This is a genomic window from Thermus sp. NEB1569, from assembly GCF_022385295.1.
Taxonomy (GTDB): domain Bacteria; phylum Deinococcota; class Deinococci; order Deinococcales; family Thermaceae; genus Thermus; species Thermus scotoductus.
The window spans coordinates 600523-624708 of sequence record NZ_CP092445.1; the positions used below are offsets into that span (position 1 = coordinate 600523).

Annotated in this window: 27 protein-coding genes and 1 CRISPR repeat array; of the genes, 13 read left to right on the forward strand and 14 right to left on the reverse strand. The window is 65.4% G+C overall.

The genetic code is table 11. From position 1 onward, the window contains the following. Positions 1-278 precede the first annotated feature (278 nt). From MI302_RS03855 to MI302_RS03865, 3 genes are read left to right on the forward strand one after another with little or no spacing between them, the layout of a single operon-like run. Positions 279-467, forward strand: a complete 189-nt coding sequence (locus MI302_RS03855; protein WP_003043410.1) for a hypothetical protein — start codon at positions 279-281, stop codon at positions 465-467. Next, positions 464-769, forward strand: coding sequence for a hypothetical protein (locus MI302_RS03860; protein ID WP_239726270.1), 306 nt, complete (start codon positions 464-466; stop codon positions 767-769). Before MI302_RS03855 ends, MI302_RS03860 begins: the two co-directional genes overlap by 4 nt. After that, on the forward strand, positions 766-1422 hold the full coding sequence (locus tag MI302_RS03865) for a M23 family metallopeptidase (protein WP_239726271.1): 657 nt from the start codon (positions 766-768) through the stop codon (positions 1420-1422). Before MI302_RS03860 ends, MI302_RS03865 begins: the two co-directional genes overlap by 4 nt. 184 nt (positions 1423-1606) lie before the next feature. Here the strand turns inward: MI302_RS03865 and MI302_RS03870 are convergent, their stop codons facing one another. Genes MI302_RS03870 through MI302_RS03880 form a run of 3 tightly spaced genes read right to left on the reverse strand, consistent with a single transcriptional unit; the run spans position 1607 to position 4932 of the window. Next, on the reverse strand, positions 1607-3514 hold the full coding sequence (locus tag MI302_RS03870; protein WP_239726272.1) for a hypothetical protein: 1908 nt from the start codon (positions 3512-3514) through the stop codon (positions 1607-1609). Positions 3515-3523: 9 nt separating this feature from the next. Next, complete coding sequence (locus MI302_RS03875; protein WP_239726273.1) at positions 3524-4228, reverse strand: WecB/TagA/CpsF family glycosyltransferase; 705 nt, start codon at positions 4226-4228, stop codon at positions 3524-3526. After that, a complete protein-coding gene (locus MI302_RS03880) occupies positions 4216-4932 on the reverse strand; it encodes a 2-phosphosulfolactate phosphatase (protein ID WP_126170175.1) in 717 nt (238 codons plus the stop codon). The genes MI302_RS03875 and MI302_RS03880 overlap by 13 nt, the downstream gene beginning before the upstream one ends. Positions 4933-4959: 27 nt before the next feature. On the opposite strand from MI302_RS03880, the gene MI302_RS03885 reads away from it, so the two are divergent. The 4 genes from MI302_RS03885 to hisH are packed head-to-tail and all read left to right on the forward strand — an operon-like array spanning position 4960 to position 8138. Further along, positions 4960-5895, forward strand: a complete 936-nt coding sequence (locus tag MI302_RS03885; RefSeq protein ID WP_239726274.1) for a thiamine-monophosphate kinase — start codon at positions 4960-4962, stop codon at positions 5893-5895. A gap of 13 nt (positions 5896-5908) precedes the next feature. Continuing rightward, positions 5909-6961: a histidinol-phosphate transaminase gene (locus MI302_RS03890; protein ID WP_239726275.1), complete on the forward strand. Its 1053-nt coding sequence runs from the start codon at positions 5909-5911 to the stop codon at positions 6959-6961. Further along, positions 6954-7538, forward strand: coding sequence for an imidazoleglycerol-phosphate dehydratase HisB (gene hisB, locus MI302_RS03895; protein WP_239726276.1), 585 nt, complete (start codon positions 6954-6956; stop codon positions 7536-7538). Before MI302_RS03890 ends, hisB begins: the two co-directional genes overlap by 8 nt. A 3-nt stretch (positions 7539-7541) precedes the next feature. After that, positions 7542-8138, forward strand: coding sequence for an imidazole glycerol phosphate synthase subunit HisH (hisH, locus tag MI302_RS03900; protein ID WP_026329076.1), 597 nt, complete (start codon positions 7542-7544; stop codon positions 8136-8138). On the opposite strand, the gene MI302_RS03905 is transcribed toward hisH, so the two are convergent. The 4 genes from MI302_RS03905 to purE form a co-directional block, all read right to left on the reverse strand. Further along, positions 8109-9029: a carbohydrate kinase family protein gene (locus MI302_RS03905; protein ID WP_019551249.1), complete on the reverse strand. Its 921-nt coding sequence runs from the start codon at positions 9027-9029 to the stop codon at positions 8109-8111. The two genes, hisH and MI302_RS03905, sit on opposite strands and share 30 nt — an antisense overlap. A 316-nt stretch (positions 9030-9345) precedes the next feature. Beyond that, entirely contained in the window at positions 9346-10482 is a 1137-nt protein-coding gene (locus tag MI302_RS03910) for a phenylacetate--CoA ligase family protein (protein WP_239726277.1), read from the reverse strand. Between the two features lie 47 nt (positions 10483-10529). Beyond that, complete coding sequence (locus MI302_RS03915) at positions 10530-11633, reverse strand: 5-(carboxyamino)imidazole ribonucleotide synthase (protein WP_239726278.1); 1104 nt, start codon at positions 11631-11633, stop codon at positions 10530-10532. Further along, on the reverse strand, positions 11630-12124 hold the full coding sequence (purE, locus tag MI302_RS03920) for a 5-(carboxyamino)imidazole ribonucleotide mutase (protein WP_239726279.1): 495 nt from the start codon (positions 12122-12124) through the stop codon (positions 11630-11632). The genes MI302_RS03915 and purE overlap by 4 nt, the downstream gene beginning before the upstream one ends. A 47-nt stretch (positions 12125-12171) precedes the next feature. Between purE and MI302_RS03925 the strand changes: the two genes are divergently transcribed. Beyond that, on the forward strand, positions 12172-13128 hold the full coding sequence (locus tag MI302_RS03925; RefSeq protein WP_239726280.1) for a sodium-dependent bicarbonate transport family permease: 957 nt from the start codon (positions 12172-12174) through the stop codon (positions 13126-13128). Between the two features lie 3 nt (positions 13129-13131). Next, positions 13132-13434: a transcriptional regulator gene (locus MI302_RS03930; protein WP_239726281.1), complete on the forward strand. Its 303-nt coding sequence runs from the start codon at positions 13132-13134 to the stop codon at positions 13432-13434. Positions 13435-13437: 3 nt separating this feature from the next. Here the strand turns inward: MI302_RS03930 and MI302_RS03935 are convergent, their stop codons facing one another. Further along, positions 13438-13968 (reverse strand): DedA family protein, encoded by a 531-nt coding sequence (locus tag MI302_RS03935; RefSeq protein ID WP_019551243.1) that lies wholly within the window; start codon positions 13966-13968, stop codon positions 13438-13440. Between the two features lies 1 nt (position 13969). Beyond that, positions 13970-14665 carry a hypothetical protein gene (locus MI302_RS03940; RefSeq protein WP_239726282.1) on the reverse strand — a complete coding sequence of 232 codons (696 nt, stop codon included), beginning with the start codon at positions 14663-14665 and terminating at the stop codon, positions 13970-13972. Between the two features lie 217 nt (positions 14666-14882). Here MI302_RS03940 and MI302_RS03945 point away from each other — a divergent pair, with 217 nt between their 5' ends. Continuing rightward, positions 14883-15278 (forward strand): metal-sulfur cluster assembly factor, encoded by a 396-nt coding sequence (locus MI302_RS03945; protein ID WP_239726283.1) that lies wholly within the window; start codon positions 14883-14885, stop codon positions 15276-15278. A 186-nt stretch (positions 15279-15464) separates the two neighbouring features. Next, a CRISPR array of direct repeats spans positions 15465-16409; the repeat unit is 29 nt; unit sequence GTAGTCCCCACGCACGTGGGGATGGCCCG. Between the two features lie 127 nt (positions 16410-16536). Here the strand turns inward: MI302_RS03945 and MI302_RS03950 are convergent. After that, positions 16537-16974 (reverse strand): RDD family protein, encoded by a 438-nt coding sequence (locus MI302_RS03950; protein ID WP_019551239.1) that lies wholly within the window; start codon positions 16972-16974, stop codon positions 16537-16539. Beyond that, the gene (gene sppA / locus MI302_RS03955; RefSeq protein ID WP_239726284.1) at positions 16968-17900 is read right to left on the reverse strand and encodes a signal peptide peptidase SppA; all 933 of its coding nucleotides are present in this window, start codon (positions 17898-17900) and stop codon (positions 16968-16970) included. Before sppA ends, MI302_RS03950 begins: the two co-directional genes overlap by 7 nt. 33 nt (positions 17901-17933) lie before the next feature. Here sppA and MI302_RS03960 point away from each other — a divergent pair, with 33 nt between their 5' ends. Then, positions 17934-19079: a class I SAM-dependent rRNA methyltransferase gene (locus tag MI302_RS03960; protein ID WP_239726285.1), complete on the forward strand. Its 1146-nt coding sequence runs from the start codon at positions 17934-17936 to the stop codon at positions 19077-19079. Between the two features lie 81 nt (positions 19080-19160). Then, positions 19161-20294, forward strand: a complete 1134-nt coding sequence (locus MI302_RS03965) for a citrate synthase/methylcitrate synthase (RefSeq protein ID WP_239726286.1) — start codon at positions 19161-19163, stop codon at positions 20292-20294. 122 nt (positions 20295-20416) lie between these two features. Here the strand turns inward: MI302_RS03965 and MI302_RS03970 are convergent, their stop codons facing one another. The 3 genes from MI302_RS03970 to era are packed head-to-tail and all read right to left on the reverse strand — an operon-like array spanning position 20417 to position 23060. Continuing rightward, complete coding sequence (locus MI302_RS03970) at positions 20417-21226, reverse strand: molybdopterin-synthase adenylyltransferase MoeB (protein ID WP_239726287.1); 810 nt, start codon at positions 21224-21226, stop codon at positions 20417-20419. Positions 21227-21228: 2 nt separating this feature from the next. Further along, a complete protein-coding gene (locus tag MI302_RS03975) occupies positions 21229-22110 on the reverse strand; it encodes an acyltransferase (protein ID WP_239726288.1) in 882 nt (293 codons plus the stop codon). A 44-nt stretch (positions 22111-22154) separates the two neighbouring features. Further along, entirely contained in the window at positions 22155-23060 is a 906-nt protein-coding gene (gene era / locus MI302_RS03980; RefSeq protein WP_239726289.1) for a GTPase Era, read from the reverse strand. Between the two features lie 121 nt (positions 23061-23181). Here era and dprA point away from each other — a divergent pair, with 121 nt between their 5' ends. Then, positions 23182-24183 carry a DNA-processing protein DprA gene (dprA, locus tag MI302_RS03985; protein ID WP_239726290.1) on the forward strand — a complete coding sequence of 334 codons (1002 nt, stop codon included), beginning with the start codon at positions 23182-23184 and terminating at the stop codon, positions 24181-24183. Positions 24184-24186 lie beyond the last annotated feature (3 nt).

The window sequence follows — 24186 nt, forward strand, 5'->3', positions numbered from 1 at the left end:
CGCTCTGGCGGGCGGTCGTGCGGCGTGTCGGGTGGTCTACGGCCCCCCGCTCTGGGCGGTGTGCTACGCCGAGGAGGTCGTCTGGTCTCAAGGCCCGCTGGAGGTTGCTTTGGGGGCGGAATGGCGCTCGTGGCCGGAGCCCCAAGTAGGGCTTTACTCCCTCGTGGGGCTCTACCTGGAGGGGTGGTGGGCCAGCCTTGAGGTGGCCCGCCCCCTCCTCGGGCCTTCGCCATGGAGGTGGGCCATCGGCGTGGGGACGCGCTGGTAAGAGGGCACATGTGGAAAAGGAGAAATACACGGAGTACGTCCTACTTAGCTTCACCACCCTGGCCGGGGTGGGGTTTTTCATCCGGTCCCTCCTCACCGGGGAGGACATTCCGCAGGGCTGGGCGCTTCTCATCGGGAGTGTGTGGGGGGCTCTCCTCGGGGTGCGCGAGATCCTCAAGCGGAAAGGAGGTGAGGGATGAGCGGGGTTGACGTCCTCCTCCTCCTCGGGGTGGAGCTCTCCCGCGCCATCATCACCGCTTACTCCGTCTACGCCATCGTGCTCATCCTGGGCGGTTTTCTGGCCCGCCTCCCTACCCGGTGGGAGGAACGGGTGGAGGCGTTGGGCGGAAGCTTCTACCTGGCCGGGGTCATCCTCTGGCGGCACTACGCAGGTGGAGACGCGTATGACCTGGACCTCTTCCTTCGCGCCTCAGGCATGGCCCTATTGGCCCTCCCCAGGCTGGTCCGGGTAGTCCTCAGAGAGTACGGAGGTGGGAGATGAGGGTCCTGCACCCCTTCCGCGATGCTCGCCGAGCCCGGGTGGACGCGGGGTTCCTGGACCCTCGCTATCCCGAGTGGCGCCGCAAGGCTGGCCTTCCCCCCGCCGAGCACCCCGGGGTGGACTACAACCTCCAAGGGACGAGCGGGGACCAGGACTACGGCTACCCCGTGGTAGCCGTGGCGGCGGGGAGGGTAGTGCACGCCGGAACGCACCGGGTGTGGGGGAACATCGTCCTGATTGAGCACCCCACCCTGGCCCAGCTCCTGGGGCTCCCGTACCTCGCCACCCAGTACGCGCACCTCGCCTTCGTCGCCGTGGAGGAGGGAGACGTGGTGCTGGCGGGAGAGGCCATCGGGAGCGTGGGGAAGGGGGACCCGCGGGCACCTTTCCTCGCCCACCTGCACTTTGAGGTGCGGCGGAAACCTCTTCCACCGGACTACTGGCCCGGGATGAACCGCAAGGCCATCGAGGAGGGCTATCTGGACCCCGTGGCGTTCTTGGCTACTCAAGCTGAATCCGAGCACCGCTACTGGTTCCCGGCGGGGACGTTGTACTCTCCCAAGGGGCGCTGGACTACGAAGAGCCCAGTGGTGATGAACCTCTCCCGCCCGGACCTTGCCCAGGTGCGGGTGAACGAGCCCGTGAACCTGTAGCAGAGCTGTAGCAGAGCGCCAACCGGATAGTACCCCCACGTGCCAATCCGTGCCGATTCCTGACGCGACTTGCCGCGGTGCGCAGGGATTTTCGTGCAGATCGCACTCAGGAGGTCACGGGTTCGAGTCCCGTCGGCTCCACCAGGAGCCCCCCGCCCTAGGGCGGGGGGCAACCCTTACCGCCCTACTGCCCGTCCTGCAGACCCAGAAGCCATTCCACAAAGGCGTTCACCACGTCGCTTTCCCCAAGGAGCTCCGGCGCCTCGAGGACCGCCTGGTAGAAGGCCCGCACCAGCTCAGGGGTGGGGTCTCGGAGGAGCTCCTGCACGGATTTGCCCGCGTAGGGGCCCCTCGGCAAGGGAGCGGTGAGGCGGGCGCCGGTGGCCAGGGGGGCGGCCTCCTTGAGGGCCGCTAGGGTCCGCTCTATGAGGAGCCTCTCCCCTGCTTCCCCCAGCATCTCCTTCACGGTGAGGAGGGGGATTCCCGAGAGGTCCCGGGCCTCGAGCCCCAGGGCGTAGAGCTTCCGGGCCAGGCTTTCGGGTCCCACCTCCAGGGGGATTAGGGCCTGGGCCTCGCCGTAGCGCACCTCCAGCACGTACCTGCCCGGCTCGGGCAGGGTGACGGCGGGGGCCACCTCCTCGAGGGCGGCGGTGAGGGGAGGGAAGCCCAAGGGCTTCTTCTCCTGGGCCAGGAGGGCCCCTTCCTTGTAGAGGAGGGTTTCCAGCTGGTGGCGGGGGAGGTAAGGGGTGCCGCTGAGCCTCACCTCGGGGAAAACGGCCTCTGAAGCCCTAAAGGGCCGGGCGTCCAGATCCCCAGGGATTAGGGAAAGCTTCCTCACCTCCAGGGAAAGGGTTTCCTCCCCCAGGTTCTCAAGGGCCCTTTTCGCCCGTGGGGTCAGAGGGTGTTTTGGATAAGCCTTCAGGAAGGCCTGGTATATCTCCTTGGCGGGAAGGCCCACCCTTTCCGAGAGGTAGGCGCGGAAGTAGAGGGTGAGGGGTTCTTGCCTTTCCTCCAGGTCCTTTAGGGCCTCCGGGAAATCCTCCCCCTCGTCCAGCCGCAAAGCCCGGTCGTAGGCGGCCTTGGCCCCCAGGAAGTCCCCGTAGATGGCCTTAAACAGGCCCAGGTTGTAGTAGGCGGTGGCGTTGGGCATGAGCTCCACCGCCCGCTTTGAGGCCAGGATGGCCCTGGGAAGATCCCCCGTGAGGTAGTAGGCCCAGCCCAGATTGGTCCAGTAAAGCCAATAATCCGGCCTTAGCTTTAGGGCCTTCAGGAGTGCCTCCTTGGCTTCCTCCCCCTTCCCTTCCGCGAAGGCGGCGAAGCTCACCTCCTCCCAGGCCAGGGGAAGCTCAGGGAAGGCCTGGGCCAGGGTGCGGGCGGATTCCTTCCAGCGCTCGTCTTCCAGGGTCCGCAGGAGAAGGTGGGCCGCGGTCCTTTCCAGGACATCCCCCAAAAGCAGGTTCCCGGCCTCCTTGAGCGCCTCTTCCCGCTTCCCTTGGGAGAGAAGGGAAAAGGCCTGGTATGGAGGGGAGAGCTTCCCCTGCCAGAGGAGGAGGAGTTTTTGAGGCAAAAGCCCTTCCAAAAGCCCAGCCCCCCGCCCCTCCTTAAGGTCCAGGGCGGACTGGTGCAAGGGATCGGGGTTCTGCCCTTGGGCGAGGGCCCTAAGTGCTTCCTCCGACTGGGTGGGACTGGGCAAGGGGGCCCACTTGGGGGCCAAGCCCTCCTTCTGCAGCCAAAGCCAGGCCAGGCCTGGGGTGGCAAAAAGCCCCTCCTTGACCCCATCCTTGCGGGCCAAAAAGAGCCTAAGCCCCCTTTCCTCCTCTCGGCCTAGGAGGACCCAGTCTGCTCCGGTGGCCGCTTGGGCCAGACGGGCCCCGGCCTTGGTGTAAAGCCCCCCCACCAGGTCGTAACTGCCCTGCCAGGGAAGGTTGGGAAGGAGGAGGGCCAGGAGGGTAGGGGGTGGGGCCTTAAGGCCCTCGGCAAAGGCCTGGGCCAGGCGGAAGCCCTGGGGGCCTTCAAAGGGCAGGACCAGCCCTTGGGCCAGGCCGAGCCCCAGAAGAAGGAGAAGGGCGAGGAAGCGCCTTGGGGTCACCATGGGCGCATTCTAGCGCCTTTCCTTGAGAACCATATAAGCGAAGCGGAAAAGCCTGGGGGCCCGCTTCCACCGCTTGGGGTCCAGGCCCACCCGGAGAAGCCACTCCAGGCCGAGCCTCTGCGCCCAGGCCGGAGGGCGCTTGGCCTCGCCGGCCAGCACGTCCAGGGTGCCACCTACCCCCATGGCCACCTTGGCCCTCAGGTGGGCCTTGTGCCGGTGGATGAAGGTTTCCTGCCGTTCCCCCATGCCCACCAGGAGGAGGTCCGGGGCCTTTTGCCGGATCTCCTCCACCACCCCTTCCTCCTCCTGGAAGTAGCCGTGGTGGTACCCGACCACCTCCGCCCCGAGCCGCCTGGCCTCGAGGGCCGCCCGCTCCGCCACCCCGGGCCTGCCCCCCAGGAGGTAGACCCGGATCCCGGGAAAGCGCTCCAATAGAGCCAAGGTGAGGTCCACCCCGGTGACCCGCTCCTTAAGTTCCAGGCCCAAAAGCCTTTTGGCAGCCCAGAGGATGCCCACCCCATCCGGGGTTACCAGCTCCGCCTCGAGGATGGCTTGCCTGAGGGCTTGGTCCTCCTGGGCCCGCACGGCGATCTCCGGGTTCAGGGTGACCACCTGGTGGGTGCCTTCCTCCTTTAGGAAGCCCTGGATTCGGGCCAGGCCCTCCTCCATCCCCACAGGGTCCAGGGGAAGGCCTAAGAGTTCTACCCGTTCCATGCCACAAACCTCTGGGCGTAGCGGTCCTGGGTCAGGCCGAACTCCGCCTTGGGGAAGAAGCGTACCCCGGCAAGCCTGGGTACCACCGGGTCCACCCCGATGAGGCTGGCCCGGGCCAGCTCCTCCGTGCGCCCCTCCTTGTGGAGGGCCTGGCCCTCCGGGCTTTGGAAGAGGGCCTCCTGGGGGTCGGGAAAGGCCTTAAGGAGGGCAGAAGCCAGGCTTAAGGGAGCCTCAGGGGAGAGTTTTTTCTGCAGAAAGCCTGCCGCCACCACCGCGGAAAGCAGGGGCTCGGGGGCCCCGGCAGGCCGGAGCACGAGGCCCTGGATGGGGCGTAGGAGTTCCAAGGCGGCCTTGGCGTTACGGAAACCTGCCAGGTACACCTCCTCTTCCCCAGGCACGAGGCTTTGGTTGAGGGCCGGTGCCACCAGGATGGCCCGCTTCCCCTTGAGGTCTATCCCTTCCAGTTCCACCAGGGAAAGGCGGCCATGGAAGCCCTCCGGGGGAAAGCCTTCCACCTCCCCCAATAGCAGGGTTTCCCCCCCTAGCTCCTGGGCCAGGAGGCGGGCCACCTTGGGCCCTGGGGCCACCCAGACCTCCAGGGCTCCTTGGGCCAGGAGCAAGGTGAGGAGGCTTCCTGCGGGGATAACCTCCACCAGGACCAAGGGGCCAGGGGCCGGTGTTCGGCAAAGGTCAACCCGGCACACCTCGCCATGATACCCTAGCCTGGGCGTATGCGGCTTAAAGACTTGGGGGAGAGGGCGCTTCTTGGGAAGCTTGCCACAATCGGCTATCCCCCGGGGGCTCCCTTGCCCCCGGGGGACGATGCCGGCGGGGTTTGGATGGGGGATGAGGCCTGGCTTTTGAAGACCGATGGCTTTCTCTACCGGGAGGTGGCCCTCTCGGGGATGGGGCCCTTTGAGGTGGGCTTTAGGGGGGTGGCGGCCACGGCTTCCGACCTTCTTTGCAAGATGGGAAGGCCCTTGGGCTTTACCCTAGGGCTTTTTCTGCCCCCGGATTTGGAGGAGGACTTCGCCCTTGAGCTGGTCAAGGGTGCGGCGGAGGCGGCAGGGCGGCTTGGGGCTGTGCTCCTTGGGGGGGACACCAACGCCGGCGAGGAGGTGGCCCTCACTGTTTCTGGCTTCGCCCAGGCGGAGGTTCCCGTGCCCCGTAGGGCCTTGCCCGGGGACCTCCTGTACCTGGCGGGGGACCGCTGGGGCAGGACGGGGGCGGCCATACAGGCCCACTACCAGGCCCGGGACCTGGGGGCCTATCCGAAGATCCGGGAGGCGGCCTTCTACCCTTTGCCCCGGCTGGAACTCTTAAGCCTCAAGGGCCTCCTCCGGGGTGGCCTGGACTCCTCGGATGGCCTGGCGGAAACCCTTTGGCAACTTTCCGAACAGGGGGTGCGGGTGGACCTCGAGGCCCTTCCCCTTTACCCCGATGTGCTGGCCTTCGCCGGGGATGAGGCCCTGGCGCATGAGCTGGTCCTTTACGGGGGAGAGGAGTTCGAGGCGGTGCTGGCGGTGCCCCCGGAGCAGGAGGCCCAGGTCCTGGCCCGGGCGAAGGAGGTGGGGCTTCCCCTTTTCCGCGCCGGACAGGTGTCCGAGGGAGAGGGGGTGTACTTCCTGGGCGCACCCGTAAAGCGGCGGGGTTACGCCCACTTCTAGCTATACTTGACCCATGCGGGCCTTTAAGGCGCACCTCCGGGGAATCTCCCCCTATCCCTACAGGAAGGTGGAGGCCCCGGTGAAGCTGGACCAGAACGAAAGCCCTTTTGACCTTCCCCAGGCCCTGAAGGCGGAGGCCCTGAGGCGCCTGGCCCACCTTTCCTGGAACCGCTACCCGGAGATCCACGCCGAGGCCCTGCGGCAAAGGCTTGCCGCCCGGGTGGGATGGCCGGAGGAGGGCATCGTCCTGGCACCGGGTTCCAACCTCCTCATCCTGGCCCTGGCGGTGGCGGCGGAGGAGGTTTTGGATGTAAGCCCCTCCTTTCCCCACTACGCCCATGCCGCCCGGGTGACGGGAACCCCTTACCGGGCCATACTCCTGGAGGCGGGAGGGGAAGGATTCGCTTTGCCTTTGGAGGAGCTTCTTTCCGCCTTCCAGGGCGGGGTCTTCTTCCTGCCTAACCCCCACGCCCCCACGGGGACCCTTTTCCCCGAGGAGGCCCTTTGGGCTTTGGCCGAGAGGGCCAAGGAGGTGGAGGGGCTTTTGGTGGTGGACGAGGCCTACCGGGAGTTTGCGGGCTCGGACTTTAGCCCCTTGGGGCGGGGAAACCCCCATGTGGCCTTCTTGCGCACCTTTTCCAAGGCCTTCTCCCTGGGAGGAGTGAGGGCGGGTTATTTGTTGGCCTCGCCGGAGGTGGCCGCCCTTGTCCGCGAGGTGCTTCCTCCCTTTGTCCTTCCCGCCCACACCGGGGCCATCCTGGAGGTGGTTTTGGAAAGCCCCGGGTACGTGGAGGAGGTGGTGGCCCATGTGCGGGCCGAGCGGGAGCGGGTTTATGCGAAGCTTAGGGGCCATCCCACCTGGCAGCCCTATAGGAGCCACACCAACTTCCTGTTGGTGCGGACCCCGGATGCTGAGAGGGCCTTCCGCCACCTTCTCGCCCAGGGGATACTGGTGCGAAGGCAGGACCACTACCCAGGCCTTTTTGGGTGCATCCGGGTGACGGTGGGCTCCAAGGAGGAGATGGACGCCTTTCTGAAGGCGGCCTTTGAGGTGGCCTATGCGTGAGTCTTCGGTGGAGCGGGCCACGGCGGAGACCTGGGTGAGGGTGCGTCTCGGCCTGGATGGGCCTGTGGGCGGCGAGATCGCCACGGGCCTGCCCTTTTTGGACCACATGCTTCTGCAACTCCAGCGGCATGGCCGTTTCCTCCTGGAGGTGGAGGCCAAGGGGGACCTCGAGGTGGACGTGCACCACCTGGTGGAGGATGTGGGCATCACCCTGGGCCAGGCCCTAAGGGAGGCTTTGGGGGAGGGAAGGGGCGTGGAACGCTACGCCGAGGCCTTCGCCCCCATGGACGAGACCCTGGTGCTTTGCGTTTTGGACCTCTCGGGTAGGCCCCACCTGGAGTACCGTCCGGAGGAGTGGCCCGTGGTGGGGGAGGCGGGTGGGGTGAACCACTACCACCTCAGGGAGTTTCTAAGGGGGCTCGTCAACCACGGCCGCCTCACCCTGCACCTTCGGCTTCTTTCCGGCAGGGAGGCGCACCATGTGGTGGAGGCCAGCTTCAAGGCCCTGGCCCGGGCCCTCCACCGGGCGACCCGCCTCACGGGGGAGGGGCTTCCCAGCACTAAGGGGGTGCTTTAGGGCATGAAGGCCCTGCTCATCGACTACGGTTCGGGGAACCTCCGAAGTGCTGCCAAGGCGTTGGAGGCTGCGGGCTTTGAGGTCAGCGTCTCCTCGGACCCCCGGGCGCACCTCGAGGCCAGCCTCCTGGTCCTTCCCGGCCAGGGCCACTTCGGCCAGGTGATGCGGGCTTTCCGGGAAAGCGGCTTTGTGGAGCGGGTTCTCCGCCACCTGGAAAGGGGCCTTCCCTTCCTGGGCATCTGCGTGGGGATGCAGGTCCTCTACGAGGCAAGCGAGGAGGCGCCGGGGGTGAAGGGCCTTGGCCTCTTCCCGGGGGAGGTGCGCCGTTTTAGGGTGGGGAGGGTGCCCCAGATGGGGTGGAACGCCCTGGCCTTCCAGGGGGCCTTTGCCTCCCTTTCGGGCCGCCACTTCTACTTCGCCAACTCCTACTACGGCCCTCTTACCCCTCACTCCCTGGGGGTGGGGGCGTACGAGGGCACCCCTTTCACCGCCCTCCTCGCCCGGGAGAACCTCCTGGCCCCCCAGTTCCACCCGGAGAAGAGCGGAAGGGCGGGCCTCGCCTTTTTGGCCCTAGCGCGCCTTTACTTCCAGGTCCTCTAGGCGGAGGAGCCGCCCTTGGGCCCCCAGGCCCGTGGCGGCCAGGGCCCCCGCCAGATTGGCCAGGCGGCCGGCCTCGAGGGGGCTTCTCCCCGAGAGGAGGGCGTGGGCAAAGGCGGCGGTGTAGGCGTCTCCCGCCCCGGTGGAGTCCACGATGTCCTCCACCGGATAGGGCTCCAGGAGTTCCTCCCCTTCCGGGGTGACCAGGATGGAGCCCATGGCCCCTACCTTGATGGCCAGGTGCCGGAAGCCTTCCTCCCGGAGCCGCGCGATCCCCCCGGAGAGGGAGGAGGCCCCGGTGAGGGCCAGGAGCTCGGCCTGGTTCATGAGAAGCCAATCCACCCCCCGGAGGTGCCTGAGGAGCTCCCGTCCCGCCGCCCGCACCGCCCCTGTGCCCAGGTCGGCGAAGACGGGCATCTCCCGCCTCCTCGCCGCCTCGAGGACCTCTGCGGCGTAGCTTCGGGAGGGCCCCCCCACCAGGGCGTAGGCGGAGAGGACCACGGCGTCCGCCTGGTCCAGGAAGCGGGGCTTGAAGAGGGCGGGGTCCAGGTAACGGCTTGCCCCCTCGGCGCTCACCATGGCCCTTTCCCCCCCGGGCACCACCAGGATGAGCACGGAGCTCGTGGTGTGCTCCGGGTCTTCCTGGAGGTACCTGAGGTCCACCCCCACCTCCCGTACCCGGCTCAGGGCGAGCTCGGCGAAGGGGTCTTGGCCCACCCGGCCCGCTAGATAGACCCGGTGGCCGAGGCTGGCGAGCTGGGCTGCCAGGGTCCCCCCCGCCCCCCCGGGCTTCATGAGCGCCCTTCGGGCGGGAAGTTCCTCCCCGGGTTCGGGGATGCGCTCCACGAAGAAAAGCAAATCCACGGAAACGTCGCCCAGCACGAAAAACCGCATCTTCCCTCCTTGCCCAAGGCGCAGGAATTCTACCCTCATCTTACACCAAGGAGCCTTGGGTTCTCCCAAAGAGTTTAGCGCCTTTTTATGAGAAAAAAATAACGAGAAGGGAAAACCCCAGGGCGGAGAGGGGGGGCTTAGAGAAAAGAGGGGGTGTGGGGGAGCTATAATCCCCCGGTTTCCAAGATAGCCCTCAAGATACGCTAACGCGTGACACAGGCTGACCAAACCGGGGATACATGAAACAAGGCGCATGGGGGGCGTCCAGGAGGCGCCCCCCGAGGAAGGTTGATAGCCCCGTAGGGGGTAGAAGCCTTCAGAAGCGGTGGTCTTCTACTAACGGCCCCTGAATTTCTTGGACAAGCTCCACCTCGTCCACCTTGAGGCCAGTGGCCCTCTGGACTGCCTCCATGAGCCCGGGCGGCACCCTCTCCGCCTTCAGGCGGAGGACGAGCTTGTCTGTGCCCTCCAGCTTCCTCTCCACCACCACCTGGAAGCCCTTAGGGTCCAGGCCGAAGCCCGCAAGGATGGGCCCAAGCTCCGTGGGGTAGAGCTTCACCCCCTTGACCTTCACCATGGCGTCTGTCCGGCCGAAGACCCCCCGGGGGAGGAGGGTGAGCCCTCCCCGCCTCTCCGCCACGGCTAGGTCCCCGGTGCGGAAGCGCACCATGGGCATGAGGGTGCGGCTTAGGGCGGTGACCACGAGCTCCCCCTTCTCCCCGTCCGGCACGGGCCTGAGGGTCTCAGGGTCTAAGACCTCGAGGACCGCCATCTCCGGGATCTCCCACAGGCCCTCCTTCTCTAAACCCTCTCCGGCCACGATGCCGAGCTCGCTGGTGCCGTAGGCGTCCAGGGCTACCCCCCCCAGGGCGGCCTCCACCCTTTCCCGGAAACCGGGCACGGAGGTGAAGGGCTCCCCTCCCGCCAAAAGGAGGGGAAAGCGCCCTCCCGCCTGGCCCACCTTGAGGGCAAAGGAGGGATTGGTGACCAGCACGTCAAAGCCGTAGACCTGGCCGATCTCGGCAATGCGGGAAGCCTCCCCGGGGCCATGGGGGAAGACCAGGTTTCCTGCCCGCAATAGGGCTTCGTGGAAGAGCCACCCCCCAGCGAATACGTGGTAGCTGAAGGCCACCAGCACCTTTTTGCCCACCAGGCCAAGCCTTTGGTAATGGGCCGCCAGGGCCTCCGCCTGGTAGCGGAGGTCCTCCTGGGAGAGGTACTCGGGCATCCAGCCCATGAGGGGGCTTGGGGTCAGGTGCATAAGGCTTGCGCCTTCCGGGGGTTTGGGGTGCTCTTTCAGGTAAGCCACCCACTCCTCCCGGGTGGTAAGGGGGAGCTCTCCTAGGGTCTCCAGGCTTACCCTTTCCGGGTCAATGTCCTTTAGCTTTTCCCGGTACACAGGGTGCCCTTTGGCCGCACGCACTACCTCCTTGAGCCGAGCCATCCGATCCATAGCCTGCCTCCTTTGCCGGTGCTTCCCTTAGGGAACGCTAGTTTGGATTATACCGGCTCGGCGGCCTGGGCCAAGGCTAGGAGGTGGGAAAGGTCCTGGGCCAAGCCTTCCCAGGTGTCGCGCCGCAGGGTGATATGCCCCACCTTGCGCCCTGGGCGCACTTCCTTGCCATACCAGTGCAGGTGGGCTCCGGAAAGGGCGAGGACCTGGCGGAAGTCGGGTTTCACCCCAATGAGGTTGGCCATGGCGCTATGGCCCCGTGGGAGGGTACTTCCCAAGGGGAGGCCCAAAAGGGCGCGGAGGTGGTTTTCAAACTGGCTGGTCTCGGCTCCCTCTATCGTCCAGTGGCCGGAGTTGTGTACCCGGGGGGCCATCTCGTTGAAGAGGAGTTCCTCGCGCACCTGGAAAAGCTCCAGGGCCACGACGCCCACGTACCCCAGGGCCTCCATGGCTTTCCTGGCGTACCCCTCTGCTTTTTCCTGGAGGGTGGGGGGGATTTGCGGGGCCGGGGCCAGGGAGAGGCGGAGGATGCCCCCTTGGTGGCGGTTTTCCACCAGGGGATAGAAGGCCAGCGCGCCCGTGCGGCTTCGCACCCCCAGGATGGAAACTTCCCGGTCAAAGGGTATGTAGCCCTCGAGGATCAATCCCCCTCCCCCCAGGGCGTGGAACGCCCTTTCCGCCTCCTCCCATGAGGTGAGAAGGGCCTGGCCCTTGCCGTCGTACCCGCCCCGGCGGGTCTTGAGGAGGGCGGGGAAGCCCAGGGCCTCGAGGCCTTCCCTAAGCTCCCTGAGGCTATCCACCCGGCGAAAGGGAGGGGTGGGTATCCCCAAGCTTTGCATGAAGGTTTTTTCCAGAAGGCGGTCCTGGGCCACCTCCAGGGCCTTGGGCGGGGGAAGGACGGGAAGCCTTGCCTCAAGGAACCGGGCGGCTTCCACCGGCACGTTTTCAAACTCGTAGGTAACCAGGTCCAGCCCCTCGGCAAAGCGCGTTAGGGCTTTTTCCTCCAGGAAATCCCCCACCAAAAGCTCCCCCACCTGCCCGGCGCAGGCCTTAGGGGAGGGGTCCAGGAAGCGGAAGGAAAGCCCCAAGGGATAACCGGCCAAAGCCAGCATCCTCCCCAGCTGGCCCCCGCCCAGGATGCCTATCCTCATCCTTCCTCCCTGGGGTCGGGGTGGGCCAAGACGGCCTCGGTCTGGGCCTTGCGGTAGGCCACAAGGCGCTCCATCACCTCAGGATGGGAAAGCCCCACGATGCTGGCGGCCAAGAGAGCGGCGTTCACCGCGCCTGCTTTCCCGATGGCCAGGGTTCCCACGGGGATGCCAGCGGGCATCTGCACGATGGAGAGGAGGGAATCCACGCCCTTTAAGGACCTGCTTTCCACCGGCACCCCCAGCACGGGCAAGGGGGTGTGGGCGGCGGTCATGCCGGGAAGGTGGGCCGCCCCGCCGGCCCCGGCGATGATCACCAAAAGCCCCCGCTCCTTGGCGGTCTTGGCGTACTCCGCCATGAGGTCCGGGGTGCGGTGGGCAGAGACCACCCGTACCTCGTAGGGGATGCCTAGGGTTTCCAGGGTTTCCGCCGCATGGCGGAGGGTTTCCCAGTCCGACTTAGAGCCCATGATGACGCCCACCAAAGGCCGCATCGTACCGGATTGTACCAAGCCTTCCCGCCTGTGGTAAAAGGCAGGCCATGGATGCCCTGGAACTCCTTCGCCTCAACCTCCTTTCCCCTATGGTTTTGGCCTTTGCCCTAGGGGTGGTGGCCCGGCTCCTAAAGAGCGACCTGGCTTTTCCGGAAGCCATGTACACGGCGCTTTCCATCTACCTCCTCTTCGCCATTGGCTTCAAAGGGGGGGTGGAGCTTTCCAAAACGCCCCTGACTATCGTGCTTCTTCCTGCCTTGGCCACCTTGAGTTTGGGGCTTTTCCGGCCCCTTTCCAGTTATTTTCTGGCCCGCCGCTTCCTTAGCCTTGGCCGGCTGGATGCTGGGGCCTTGGCCGCCCATTACGGTTCGGTTTCCGCGGTTACCTTCTTGGCGGCCCTCACCTTTGCCCAGGCGGTGGGCCACCGGCCCGAGGGGTTTTTGCCCACCCTGGTGGCCCTTTTGGAGGTGCCGGGCATCGTGGTGGCCCTCCTCATGGCCAAGCGGGGAAGCGGAAACCTGGGCGAGGCTTTCCGAGAGGTGCTCACCGGTAAGAGCGTGGTCCTCCTGGTGGGGGGGCTTTTGGTGGGCGCCCTTTCCGGGGAGGCGGGTATGGAGCGGGTGAAGCCCTTCTTTGTGGAGCCCTTCTATGGGGCCCTGACCCTTTTCCTCATGGATCTCGGGATAGTGGCGGCCTCGAGGTTCGCCACCTTAAGGCAAGTGGGCTTCCGTTTGGTTCTTTACGGCACCCTGCTTCCCTTGTTCCATGGGGCGGTGGGGGTTTACCTGGGCCACCTGGTGGGGTTTTCCCCTGGAGGAGCCACCGTTTTGGGGGCCATGGCGGCCAGCAGCAGCTACATCGCTGCCCCTGCAGCCGTGCGCATCGCCTTGCCGGAGGCCAATCCCAGCCTGTATCTGGCTGCCAGCCTGGCGGTTACCTTTCCCTTTAACCTGGTCTTGGGCATCCCCATCTACCACGCCTTGGCCCAGTGGATCGGGGGGTGAATCATGGACCTGGTGCCTTTGAAGCTGGTCACCATCGTGGCGGAAAGCATCCTGGAGAAGAAGCTGGTGGAGGAGATCAAGCGCCTGGGAGCCAAGGGGTACACCATCGTGCCCGCCAGGGGAGAGGGTTCCCGGGGCATGCGCAGCCTGGACTGGGAGGGCCAGAACATCCGCCTGGAAACCATCGTTCCCGAGGAGGTGGCCCTCAGGATCCTGGCCCGCTTGCAGGAGGCCTACTTTCCCCACTATGCCGTGATCGCCTACGTGGAAAACGTCTTTGTGGTGCGGGGGGAGAAGTACATCTGAGGGCTAGGCCCGGCCCTTGCGGCGTAAAAGGGGCAGAAGGGCCAGCAGGAGCAGGGCGGGCCATAAGAGCCAAGGGGAAAGCTTTTCCCCCAGGAAGTAGGCCAGGAGCACGAGCCCTTGGCTCCAAAGGAGGCTTCCCAAGGCGGTGAGGGCCAGGTAGGGTAGCCAGGGAAAGCCCAGGGCCCCCAGCAAGAAGGGCACCACGGTGCGCAGACCCGGCACGAAGGGGGCAACCAGCAAAGCCGAAGGGCCAAAACGGTTTAGGAGCCTGGTGGCCTGCTGCTTTAGCTTTTCGGGGAAGCGTTTCAGCACCTTAGGCCCCAGGATCCGCCCCAGCCCGTACCCCATTCCGTGCCCCAAGTAGCTTCCCAGGAAGAGGAGGGGAAGCAAGGGGAAGAGGGCCAGCTTTCCCTCCCCGGCCAGGGCTCCTAGGGCCAACAGGAGGGTATCCCCTCCGGGTACAAAGAGGCCGAAGGGGAAACCCACCTCCAGGAAGAGGACTAGGGCTGGGAGAAGGTAGGTCCAAAAGTTCATCTCAGGAGGGTTGGGCCGCAGGCTTCCGCAAGGCCCAAAGGCTTCCCAAAAGGAGCACCCCCAGGATGAAGAGGCTAAAGGCCTCCTTGTCCAGGCCCAAGGCCAGCTCGGGGCGGTGGAGGGTTTCCTTCGCCAGCTTGTCCCATCCGCCCACCAGAAGCTTTACTCCGGCGAGGCCCACCACCACATAGGCCAGGTGTTTGAACCGGGGGTAGCGGTCCAGAAGGTTCACCACCAGGCTGGCCAGCATTCTCAAGGCCAGGATGCCCAGGAAGACCCCGGTGTAGATGACCCAGAGCTTATCCGAAAGAGCCACGGCCACCAGCACCGAGTCTACGGCGAAGGCCAAGTCCATGAGCTCCACCTGGGCTACGGTCTTCCAGAAGTGGGCGGCGCTCACCTCTACAGGAGGTGGTGCATGGGCCTCTTCAGGTTTCAGGAAATGCTTTAAGGCGATGTAGAGGAGGTAGGCGGCTCCCAGGACCTGGACCCACCAGAGCTTGATGACCAGGGCGGCGAAGAGAAGGGCCAGGCCCCTGAGCACGTAGGCCCCTAGGATGCCGTAGAAAAGGGCTTTCTGCCTCAGGTGGACGGGAAGTTTCTGGACGATGACCCCTAGGATAAGGGCGTTGTCGGCGGAAAGGATCACCTCGAGGGCCATGAGGATCAGGATCGTTGAAAGTACGCCGGTTTCCATCCCACCACCTCCAAAGAAAATAGACCACCGCATCGTGCGGTGGTCTCGCCCGGGCTTTCTGCCCCCAGCCCCCGGGGCTTAGGCCCGTCCTGACGGGAGGCTGGCCATGGGGCTACTCCCCAACCGGGGAATAGTGTGGCACATCCTTGTCGCTTTGTCTAGGGCAAAGGTGAGGTTGTCTAGGCAAAGGGCCCGGGGAGGGGGTATCCTTGAAGCTATGGACGAGCGCCAAGAAGTCCTGCCCGAGGGAGAAGGAGACCGGCACCAGAAAGAAGGGCCGGCCGAGGTACGGGAGGGGTTGCCCACCAAGGAACAGGTCCTCGAGGCCTTGAAGGTGGTCTACGACCCGGAAATCCCCGTGAACATCGTGGACCTGGGCTTGGTCTACGATGTGGAGATCCACGAAAACGGGGTGGTGGACCTCACCATGACCCTCACCGCCCTCGGTTGCCCCGCCCAGGACATGGTGAAGGCCGATGCGGAAATGGCGGTGATGCGCCTTCCCGGGGTGCAGGGGGTGAATGTGGAGTTCGTTTGGACGCCTCCCTGGACCCCTGCTAGAATGACCGAGGAAGGCAAGCGCATGATGCGCATGTTCGGGTTCAATGTGTAGGGGGCTCAGCTGGGTGGTATAGTGGGCCTCGAGGTGCGAGGGAGCCAGGTGCGTACAGAAGACTTTTAGGCTCCGGATGTGCGCCTGGGCTCACGCACGGGGAATCTTGAAAGGCTAATCTGGACTGGCTCCCTTTACATACACATAGAGGGGGGTCGGCGGGGGTTTTTGCCGTCTGGGTCATGTGTAGTCCCCACGCACGTGGGGATGGCCCGGGTGGTCTTGCCCACCCCCGGAGGGCCGATGAGTAGTCCCCACGCACGTGGGGATGGCCCGCGGACGGTCTCCTTCGGGAGGTGGAGGGCGGCGTAGTCCCCACGCACGTGGGGATGGCCCGCGCACCTCTCCCTCGTCCCCACGGGGGGCGTAGTAGTCCCCACGCACGTGGGGATGGCCCGGGCGTCTATAACCGGACCCCCACCTCCTCCACGTAGTCCCCACGCACGTGGGGATGGCCCGGTGGTATAATCCCGCTATGACGGCGGTAGCGCGTAGTCCCCACGCACGTGGGGATGGCCCGGACAGCCCGCGAGAGTTTTTGGCCTGGCTCCAGTAGTCCCCACGCACGTGGGGATGGCCCGGGCGTGCCCCAGCGAGGGCCCCAGGACCTTTGGGTAGTCCCCACGCACGTGGGGATGGCCCGGCATCCTGAGCCTGAGCTCGGAATATGGCCACGTAGTCCCCACGCACGTGGGGATGGCCCGAAGGCCCCCGCCACCCGCACCCGCACCTCCCGTAGTCCCCACGCACGTGGGGATGGCCCGCGCTAATCTACCGCATCCATGAGCGCATCCGCGTAGTCCCCACGCACGTGGGGATGGCCCGGAGCTCCAGCGCCGTCATCCCGGTCATACGTAGTAGTCCCCACGCACGTGGGGATGGCCCGTTTTGGCAGATGGTGGGCGCCCTCTGGGGGCGGTAGTCCCCACGCACGTGGGGATGGCCCGAGATGCTGGTGCACGGCCTCGACCTCGCCGTAGTAGTCCCCACGCACGTGGGGATGGCCCGTCCAGATGGTACGTCCTCCCGTAGGAGAGCACGTAGTCCCCACGCACGTGGGGATGGCCCGAGGGCATGACGCCCTCCCGCGAGATGACCGCGCGTAGTCCCCACGCACGTGGGGATGGCCCGCCTATCCATACATCCTCAGCGTAGCCCCTTGCCTGTTCCCCGTCGGACGGAAAGCCCTACCTCACCTTTCCCCTTGTTTCGGGGATGGATCCAGAGGGGTGCGGGGGTTTCTACCGCCTTGCCCGGTTTACGGGGCTCCCTCTTCGGATCTGGCACTGGCTGGGCCTGAGCGCACCACCAGGGTGTCGGCGATGAGGTCATGCCAGGCCTGGCGCTTAGGGTGGAAGAAAGCCCAGAGGTAGCCAAGGAGGAGGGGCAGGGTGGAAAGGGTCTTGCCTACCACCTCCCGCATAAAGGCGGTGAGCCAGTCCACAGGCTGGCCGTCCGTGCGGACCACCTTGAGGCCCAGGGCCATTTTTCCCGGGGTTGCCCCATACAGTGCGGTGAAGATCACGTAGTAGGCCCAGCTGGGTATCCAGTTGAAGAGGAGGTCCTGGACGAAGGTGGTGGTTTGCGCCAGGGGGTTTATCCCGGCCAGGGCCATCAGGAGGAAGCTCAGGGGAACCAGGATGAGACCGTCGATAAGGGAGGCCACGAGCCTGCTCCAGGGGCTAGCGATCACCATAACCCTCCTCCCAGATAGCGGTACTCGAGGCGAAACCGGTTCTGGCCGAGCAGGGAAACTAGCTGCTCGGTTTCCGAGGAAAGGCCCAGGGGAAACCCCTCGCCCAGAAGTCCCTCCAGCGGGCCTTTAGGTTTCACATAGCGCACCAGGCGAAACTCCTCCAGGCCGGCCAGCTCCGCGGCGCGCTTAGCGGCGTCTTCCAGGTAGCCTTCCCGGTCTGCAAGCCCGAGGGCGATGGCCTGGGTTCCCGAGTAGATGCGGCCATCGGCCAGTTGGCGCACTTTGTCCTTAGGAAGGTGCCTTCCCTCCGCAACCCTGGCCACGAAAAGCTCGTACGCCTCGCGCATGTAGCCCTGGATGAGGGTTCGCTCCTCCGGGGTGAGGGGCCGGAGGCCGGAGCCCATATCCTTGAACCGGCCTTCCTTGAGGACCTCCACTTGAACGCCCAGCTTGGCCAGTAAACCTTGGACCTGGGGAAGGGTGGTGATAACCCCGATGGAGCCGGTGACAGCGGTGGCCGGGGTGAAGATCTCGCGGGCAGCGGTGGCCACGTAGTAGCCGCCGCTGGCGGCCACGGTGCCGAAGGCAGCCACCAGGGGCTTTTCCCGGGCCAAGTCCTTCAGGGCGCGGTGGATGGCCTCGGTTTCCGTGACGCTACCCCCAGGGCTATCCACGAAGAGGACCGCGGCCCGGATGTCCTGGTCCTCCCGGGCCTGGCGGATTTTGGAGAGGAGGTCCTCGAGGTCCTTCCCCATGGGGATGCTGCCCACCACCTCCAGGAGGACGACTTTTTCGCCCCGGCCGTACAGGGTGGCTTCCCGCCAGGGGTGGCCGGTTTCCCGGGACTGGATGAGGCGCCCCAGGCCCACCACGAGAAGGGCCACCGCCATGAAGAGGAGAAGGGCCAGCCAGCGCTTTCGGTTCATGGTTCCAAAATAGCACAAGGGTATGCTGAGCCCGTGCTGAGGGTGGTGGTCAAACCGGGAAAGGAGAAGAAGGTCCGCAACTTTTACCCCAACCTCTATCGGGACGAGCTGGAGGAGATTCCCAAGCAGGCAGGGGTGGCGGAGGCGGTGGCCGCCGATGGCAGTTTTTTGGCGGTGGGCTATCTGGACCCGGGCTCCCGCATCCCGTTCCGGGCTTATCGCTTTGACCCCGGCCCTTTAAATCGGGCTTTTTTTCTAGCCCGCTTTGAACGGGCCTTGCGCAAGAGGGAGGGAATGGGCCAAAGCTACCGCCTGGTGCATGGAGAGGCGGATGGCCTCCCCGGTCTGGTGGTGGACCGGTTTGGAGAGGTTCTGGTTCTCCAGGTGCGCACCCGGGGGATGGAGGCTTTAAGGGAGGTCTGGTTTCCCGCCCTCCTGGAGGCAGTGGGCCCCAAGGGGGTTTACGAGCGGAGCGACGTGGAGGCCAGGAGGCAGGAAGGGCTTCCCGAGAGGGTGGGGGCGGTTTACGGGGAGGTGCCTGAGGTTTTGGCAGTGGAGGAGGATGGCCTGGTTTTCCCCATCCCCTTGGCCCTGGCCCAGAAGACGGGTTTTTACCTGGACCAGCGGGAGAACCGCCGCCTCTTTGAGGGTATGGTGCGCCCCGGGGAAAGGGTCTTGGATGTCTTTAGCTACGTGGGGGGTTTTGCCTTGAGGGCCGCGCGGAAAGGAGCCCACGCCCTGGCGGTGGACAAGGACCTCGAGGCCCTGGCCGTTCTGGACCAGGTGGCCTTGAGAATGGGCCTTAAGGTGGACATCCGCCATGGGGAGGCCTTGGAGGTGCTTAGGGGCCTTCAAGGGCTTTTCGATCACATCCTCCTGGACCCCCCCACCCTGGTGAAGCGCCCGGAGGAGATTCCCCCCATGAAGCGGCACCTGGTGGACCTTCTGCGGGAAGCCTTGCGCCTTCTTGCGCCCGAGGGGTACCTCTGGCTTTCCACCTGCAGCTATTACCTCAAGGCGGAGGACCTTCTGGAAGTGGCCCGGCGGGCGGCCGCCGACCGGGGAATGCGCCTGAGGGTGCACGGCCTCACCTACCAGCCCAGGGACCATCCCTGGAGCCTGCACGTGCCGGAAAGCCTTTATCTCAAGACCCTGATCCTCCAGGAGGATGCCCTCTAGCAGCTACAACCCAGCAGCGTCAGGCCACCCTGGTATGATGGGCGTGGAAGCACCCTTGGGGTGCGAAAAAAGGAGGAGCGTATGGAAGTGGCAAGGGGTTTGGAAGGCGTGCTCTTTACGGAAACCCGGATGTGCTTCATCGACGGGGAGGCGGGCCGCCTCTACTACTACGGGATCCCCATCCAGGAGCTGGCGGAGAAGAGCACCTTTGAGGAAACCACCTTTCTCCTGCTACATGGGAGACTTCCCAAACGGGAGGAGCTCGAGGGGTTCAAAAAGGAGCTGGCCAGGCGACGGGCCCTGCCCGAGCATCTCCTGGAATCCTTCCGCCGCTATCCCCTCTCGGCCCATCCCATGAGCTTCCTGCGCACGGCGGTTTCCGAGCTGGGGATGCTGGACCCCACCGAGGGGGACATCTCCCAAGAGGCCCTCTACCAAAAGGGCCTGGACCTCATTGCCAAGTTCGCCACCATTGTGGCCGCCAATAAGCGCCTGAGGGAAGGGAAGGAGCCCCTGGCTCCCCGGGAGGATCTCTCCCACGCCGCCAACTTCTTGTACATGGCTAACGGGGTGGAACCCTCCAAGGAGCAGGAGCGCCTCATGGACGCTGCCCTTATCCTGCACGCCGAGCACGGCTTCAACGCCAGCACCTTTACCGCCATCGCTGCCTTTTCCACGGAAACCGACCTCTACTCTGCCATCACCGCCGCCGTGGCCTCCCTCAAAGGGCCCAGGCACGGAGGAGCCAATGAGGCAGTGATGAAGATGATCCGGGAGATCGGCACCCCCGAAAGGGCCCGGGAGTGGGTGCGGGAGAAGCTGGCCAAGAAGGAGCGCATCATGGGCATGGGCCACCGGGTTTACAAGGCCTTTGACCCCCGGGCCGGCGTCCTGGAGAGGCTGGCCCGCCAGGTGGCGGAGAAGCATGGCCATTCCAAGGAGTACCAGATCCTGAAGATCGTGGAGGAGGAGGCGGGCAAGGTCCTGAACCCCAGGGGCATCTACCCCAACGTGGACTTCTACTCCGGGGTGGTTTACTCCGACCTGGGGTTTGGCCTGGAGTTCTTCACCCCCATCTTCGCCGTGGCCCGCATCTCCGGTTGGGTGGGGCACATCCTGGAGTACAAGACCCTGGATAACCGCCTTCTCAGGCCGGATGCCAAGTATATCGGGGAGTTGGACGTGCCCTACGTGCCCCTCGAGGCCCGGGCTTAGGAGAGAGGCTATGGGGAAGCCGGGGGTAAGACCCCCGGCTTTTTCCCTCTAGACTCCCTCCTGCCCCCTGGGAGTCCACGGGGGTGGCCCGGGCAAGGGATCTACCGGAGCCTCCACCTGGATCAAAGGCCGCAAAAGGCCTCGTAGTCTATAAGCTCCCGCTGGGTGGGGTGGTCCCCGCAGACCGGGCAGGCGGGGTTGCGGCGCAGGGAGAGCTTGCGGAACTGGGCTTCTAAGGCGTCGTAGAGAAGCAGGGACCCGGCCAGGGGTTTCCCGATCCCCAAAAGCACCTTAAGGGCCTCCGCGGCCATGAGGCTTCCCACCACCGCCGGCAACACTCCGAAGACCCCAGCCTCGGCGCAGGAGGGAACGCTTCCCGGAGGAGGGGGCTTGGGGAAGAGGCACCGGTAGCAGGGGCCCATCTCCCCCTCGGGGGTCAGGTGGTGAAAGACCGCCACTTGGCCGTCAAACTGGTAAATGGCCCCGTAGACGAGGGGTTTTCCCAGGAGCACGCAGGCGTCGTTCACCAAATAGCGGGTTGGGAAGTTGTCGGAGGCATCGATCACCAGGTCGTAAGGTTTCAGGATCTCCAGGGCGTTTTCCGAGGTGAGGCGCACGGGATAGGTGTCGATCTGCACCAGAGGGTTCAGGGCCTGGAGGCGCTCCTTGGCGGCCAGGGCCTTGGGTTTGCCCACATCCTCCGTGGTGTAGAGCACCTGGCGGTGGAGGTTGGAGAGCTCCACCCGGTCCATCTCCACGATGCCGATCCGGCCCACCCCGGCGGCCACCAGGTACTGCAGGACCGGCACTCCCAGGCCCCCGGCCCCCACCACCACCACGGAGGAGCGCTTGAGCTCTTCCTGCCCCTCAGGGCCCACCTGAGGCAGGATCATCTGGCGGTGGTACCGGTCCAGCTCCTCCTTGGTCCACATGCCTAGGCCTCCCGGGTTCCAAAGCCAGGGGGGAGGAAGTCGGGGAAGTCGGGGTTGCCCTTGCGGTCGGGGGCTTTGGGGATGAGGTCCGAGGGGTGGGGTTCCCCCTTGCGGCAGAAGGGGCAGTCGTGGCGCACCTTATAGCGCACGGGCCTGGCGGGGATCCCCAGGGCGATGGCGTGGGGCGGCACATCCTTGGTGACGATGGCTCCCGTGCCCACCATGGCGTCGTCCCCGATACGCACCCCGGCCAGGATGGTGGCGTGGTAGGTGATGCGCACCCCGCTTCCGATGATGGTTTCCTTAAGGGTCACGTCGGGGGAGGCCAGGACGTGGTGGGTGTGGCTGTAGACGTTCACGTAGTCGGAAAGGGAGGTGCGGTCTCCGATCTTTATGCCCCCGATATCGTCCAGGAGCACGTAGCGGTGGACCACCACGTCGTCCCCCAGCTCCAGGTTATACCCCACGGAGAACTCCACGTTTTGGAAGAACTTGGGGTTTTTCCCCACCCGCTTGAAGATGAAGGGGGCAAGGGCCCGGCGAATGGCCACCCCCGAGTGCACGGATTGGCCCAGAGGGGTGAGGTCCAAGACCTTCCAGAACCAGAGGAGGGGCTTGACCCGGGCGAACTTCTCGGGGTCCGTGGCGGCGTAGTACTCCGCTTCAAAGGTGATGCCCTGGGGGTCAAGGCCCATGGCGGCTAAGGGGTTTAGCTCCAAAAGCTCCTCGTAGGGGCGGCCATAGAGGAGGCGGGCAAGCTCCTCTCTCACCAGGGCGTTCCGGTCCACGCTGGGATCGGAAAGCTTCTCCACCAAAGCCCCGATGAAGCGGTCCAGGGCCTTTTCGTGAAGGGGGGCGATGCCTCGAGGAAGGAGCCAGGGCATATGGGTATGCTAACCGGAAAAGGCCCCCAGGGGAATGCTCTTCCTCACCCTATGGAGGATCGGTAGCCCAGCTCCCGCAAGGCCTCGGGGTCCTTCCGCCAGTCGGGGTAGACCTTGACCTCGAGGTCCAGGTACACCTGCCGGTTCAGGAAAACCTCAAGCTGTTTCCTGGCGGCCTGGCCGATCTCCTTAATCTTCCTGCCCCCCTCCCCGATGACGATGGCCTTTTGCGAGGGGCGCTCCACATAGAGGACGGCCTTGATGTACAGGACGCCGTTTTCCCTCTCCGCCACCTCCTCGGTCTTCACCGCCACAGCGTAGGGCACCTCGTGCCAGAGGCGCTTCATGGCCTCCTCCCGGATGATCTCCGCCACCCACTCCCCGAAGTCCTGGTCGCTTTTGGCGAAGTCCTCGGGGTAGAAGAAGGGGCCTTCGGGGAGAAGGGCCAGGAGTTCCGCTTTGAGCTCGGCCACCTGGTGTTCGTCCAGGGCGGAAAGCATCCTGGCCTCAGCCTCGGGCAGGAGGGCGTGGTAGGCCTTGAGGGCCTCCTCGGGGTATTTGGCAGCATCCAGCTTGTTGCCCACCAGGAGGATGGGCACCTTCCCCACCAGGGGCTTGAGGGCCTTGGCCACCAGCTCGTCCTCAGGGGTAGGGGGGTGGCGGAGGTCCACCACCCACACCACGGCGTTCACGTCGGAAAGGGCCTCGTAGACCTCCTGGTCCATGAACTCCCCCAGGGCGTCCATGGGCTTGTGAAGGCCCGGGGTGTCCACGAAGACGATCTGGCGGTTTCCCTCGGTGAGGATGCCCCTAAGGCGCTTCCGGGTGGTCTGGGGCCTGGGGCTGATGGGGGCCACCTTCACCCCCAGGAGGTTGTTGAGGAGGGTGGACTTGCCCACGTTGGGCTTGCCCACGATGGCCACAAAGCCGGAGTAGGTTTTCTCTTCCATATTTGCTAGGTCATCCCGACCCCCTTGGATTGGCCTTGGGGCCTGGGGCCGGACCTTCGGGCACGGACTCCGGGATACAGGCTCCGCCCGTGACCCAGATGTTTCAGTATACTCTAAACCCGTGGATCCCTTGGCCCTGGCCCTGCTTCCCGGAATCGGGCCCAAGCGGCTTCTTGAGCTTTTGGCGGAGGAAAACCCCCTTCTTTCCTTAAAAGAACGCTTTCCCCAGGCGGCAACCCAGCTTCCCCAGGCGGAAGGGCAGGCCAGGCGGGAAAGGGAGCGGGCGGAGGCCTTGGGGGTACGCATCCTGGGCCTTTGGGAAGAGGCCTTTCCCGAGGGGCTTAGGAGGCTTCCCCAACCTCCCACCCACCTCTATGTGCAAGGGAATCTTCCGGAGGGAGGGAAGGCGGTGGCCATCGTGGGCACCAGGAAAGCCTCCGCCTGGGCGCTTTCCTTCGCCCGCAAACTTGCCCGGGGGCTTTCCGAGGCCGGGCTTTGCGTGGTTTCCGGCCTGGCCAGGGGGGTGGACCGGGAGGCCCACCTGGGGGCCCTGGAGGGAGGTGGGTCCACCCTGGGGGTTTTGGGAAGCGCCTTGGACCGCATCTATCCTCCCGAGCACCGGGAGCTGGCCCGGAAGGTGGCCCTGGTTTCCGAGTTCCCCTTCGGCACCGGACCCAAGCCGGAGTTTTTCCCGAGAAGAAACCGCATCATTGCGGGGCTTTCCCGGGCGGTGATCGTGGTGGAGGCCCCCATGGAATCCGGAGCCCTCATCACCGCCCGGTATGCCCTGGAACTGGGCAAGGAGGTTTTGGCGGTGCCGGGCCGTCCTATGGATGCGAACTCCTTGGGGACCAACCGCCTCATCCAGGATGGAGCCTATCCGGTGCTTTCCGCAGAGGACGTTCTTTCCTACCTGGGATTTTCAGGGAAGCCCAAAAAGGCGGTGGAGCTTTCCCAGGAGGAGGAGGGGCTTTATGCCCTTCTTAGGCAAGGGGAAGCCCTCCCCGAGGACCTGGCCCAGGCCTTGGGGGTTCCTGCGGAAAAAGTGCTTTCCCTCCTTACCCTGCTGGAGCTTAAGGGGCTGGCCCAGGCTTTGCCCGGGGGGAGGTATGGGGCGCTTTAGGGC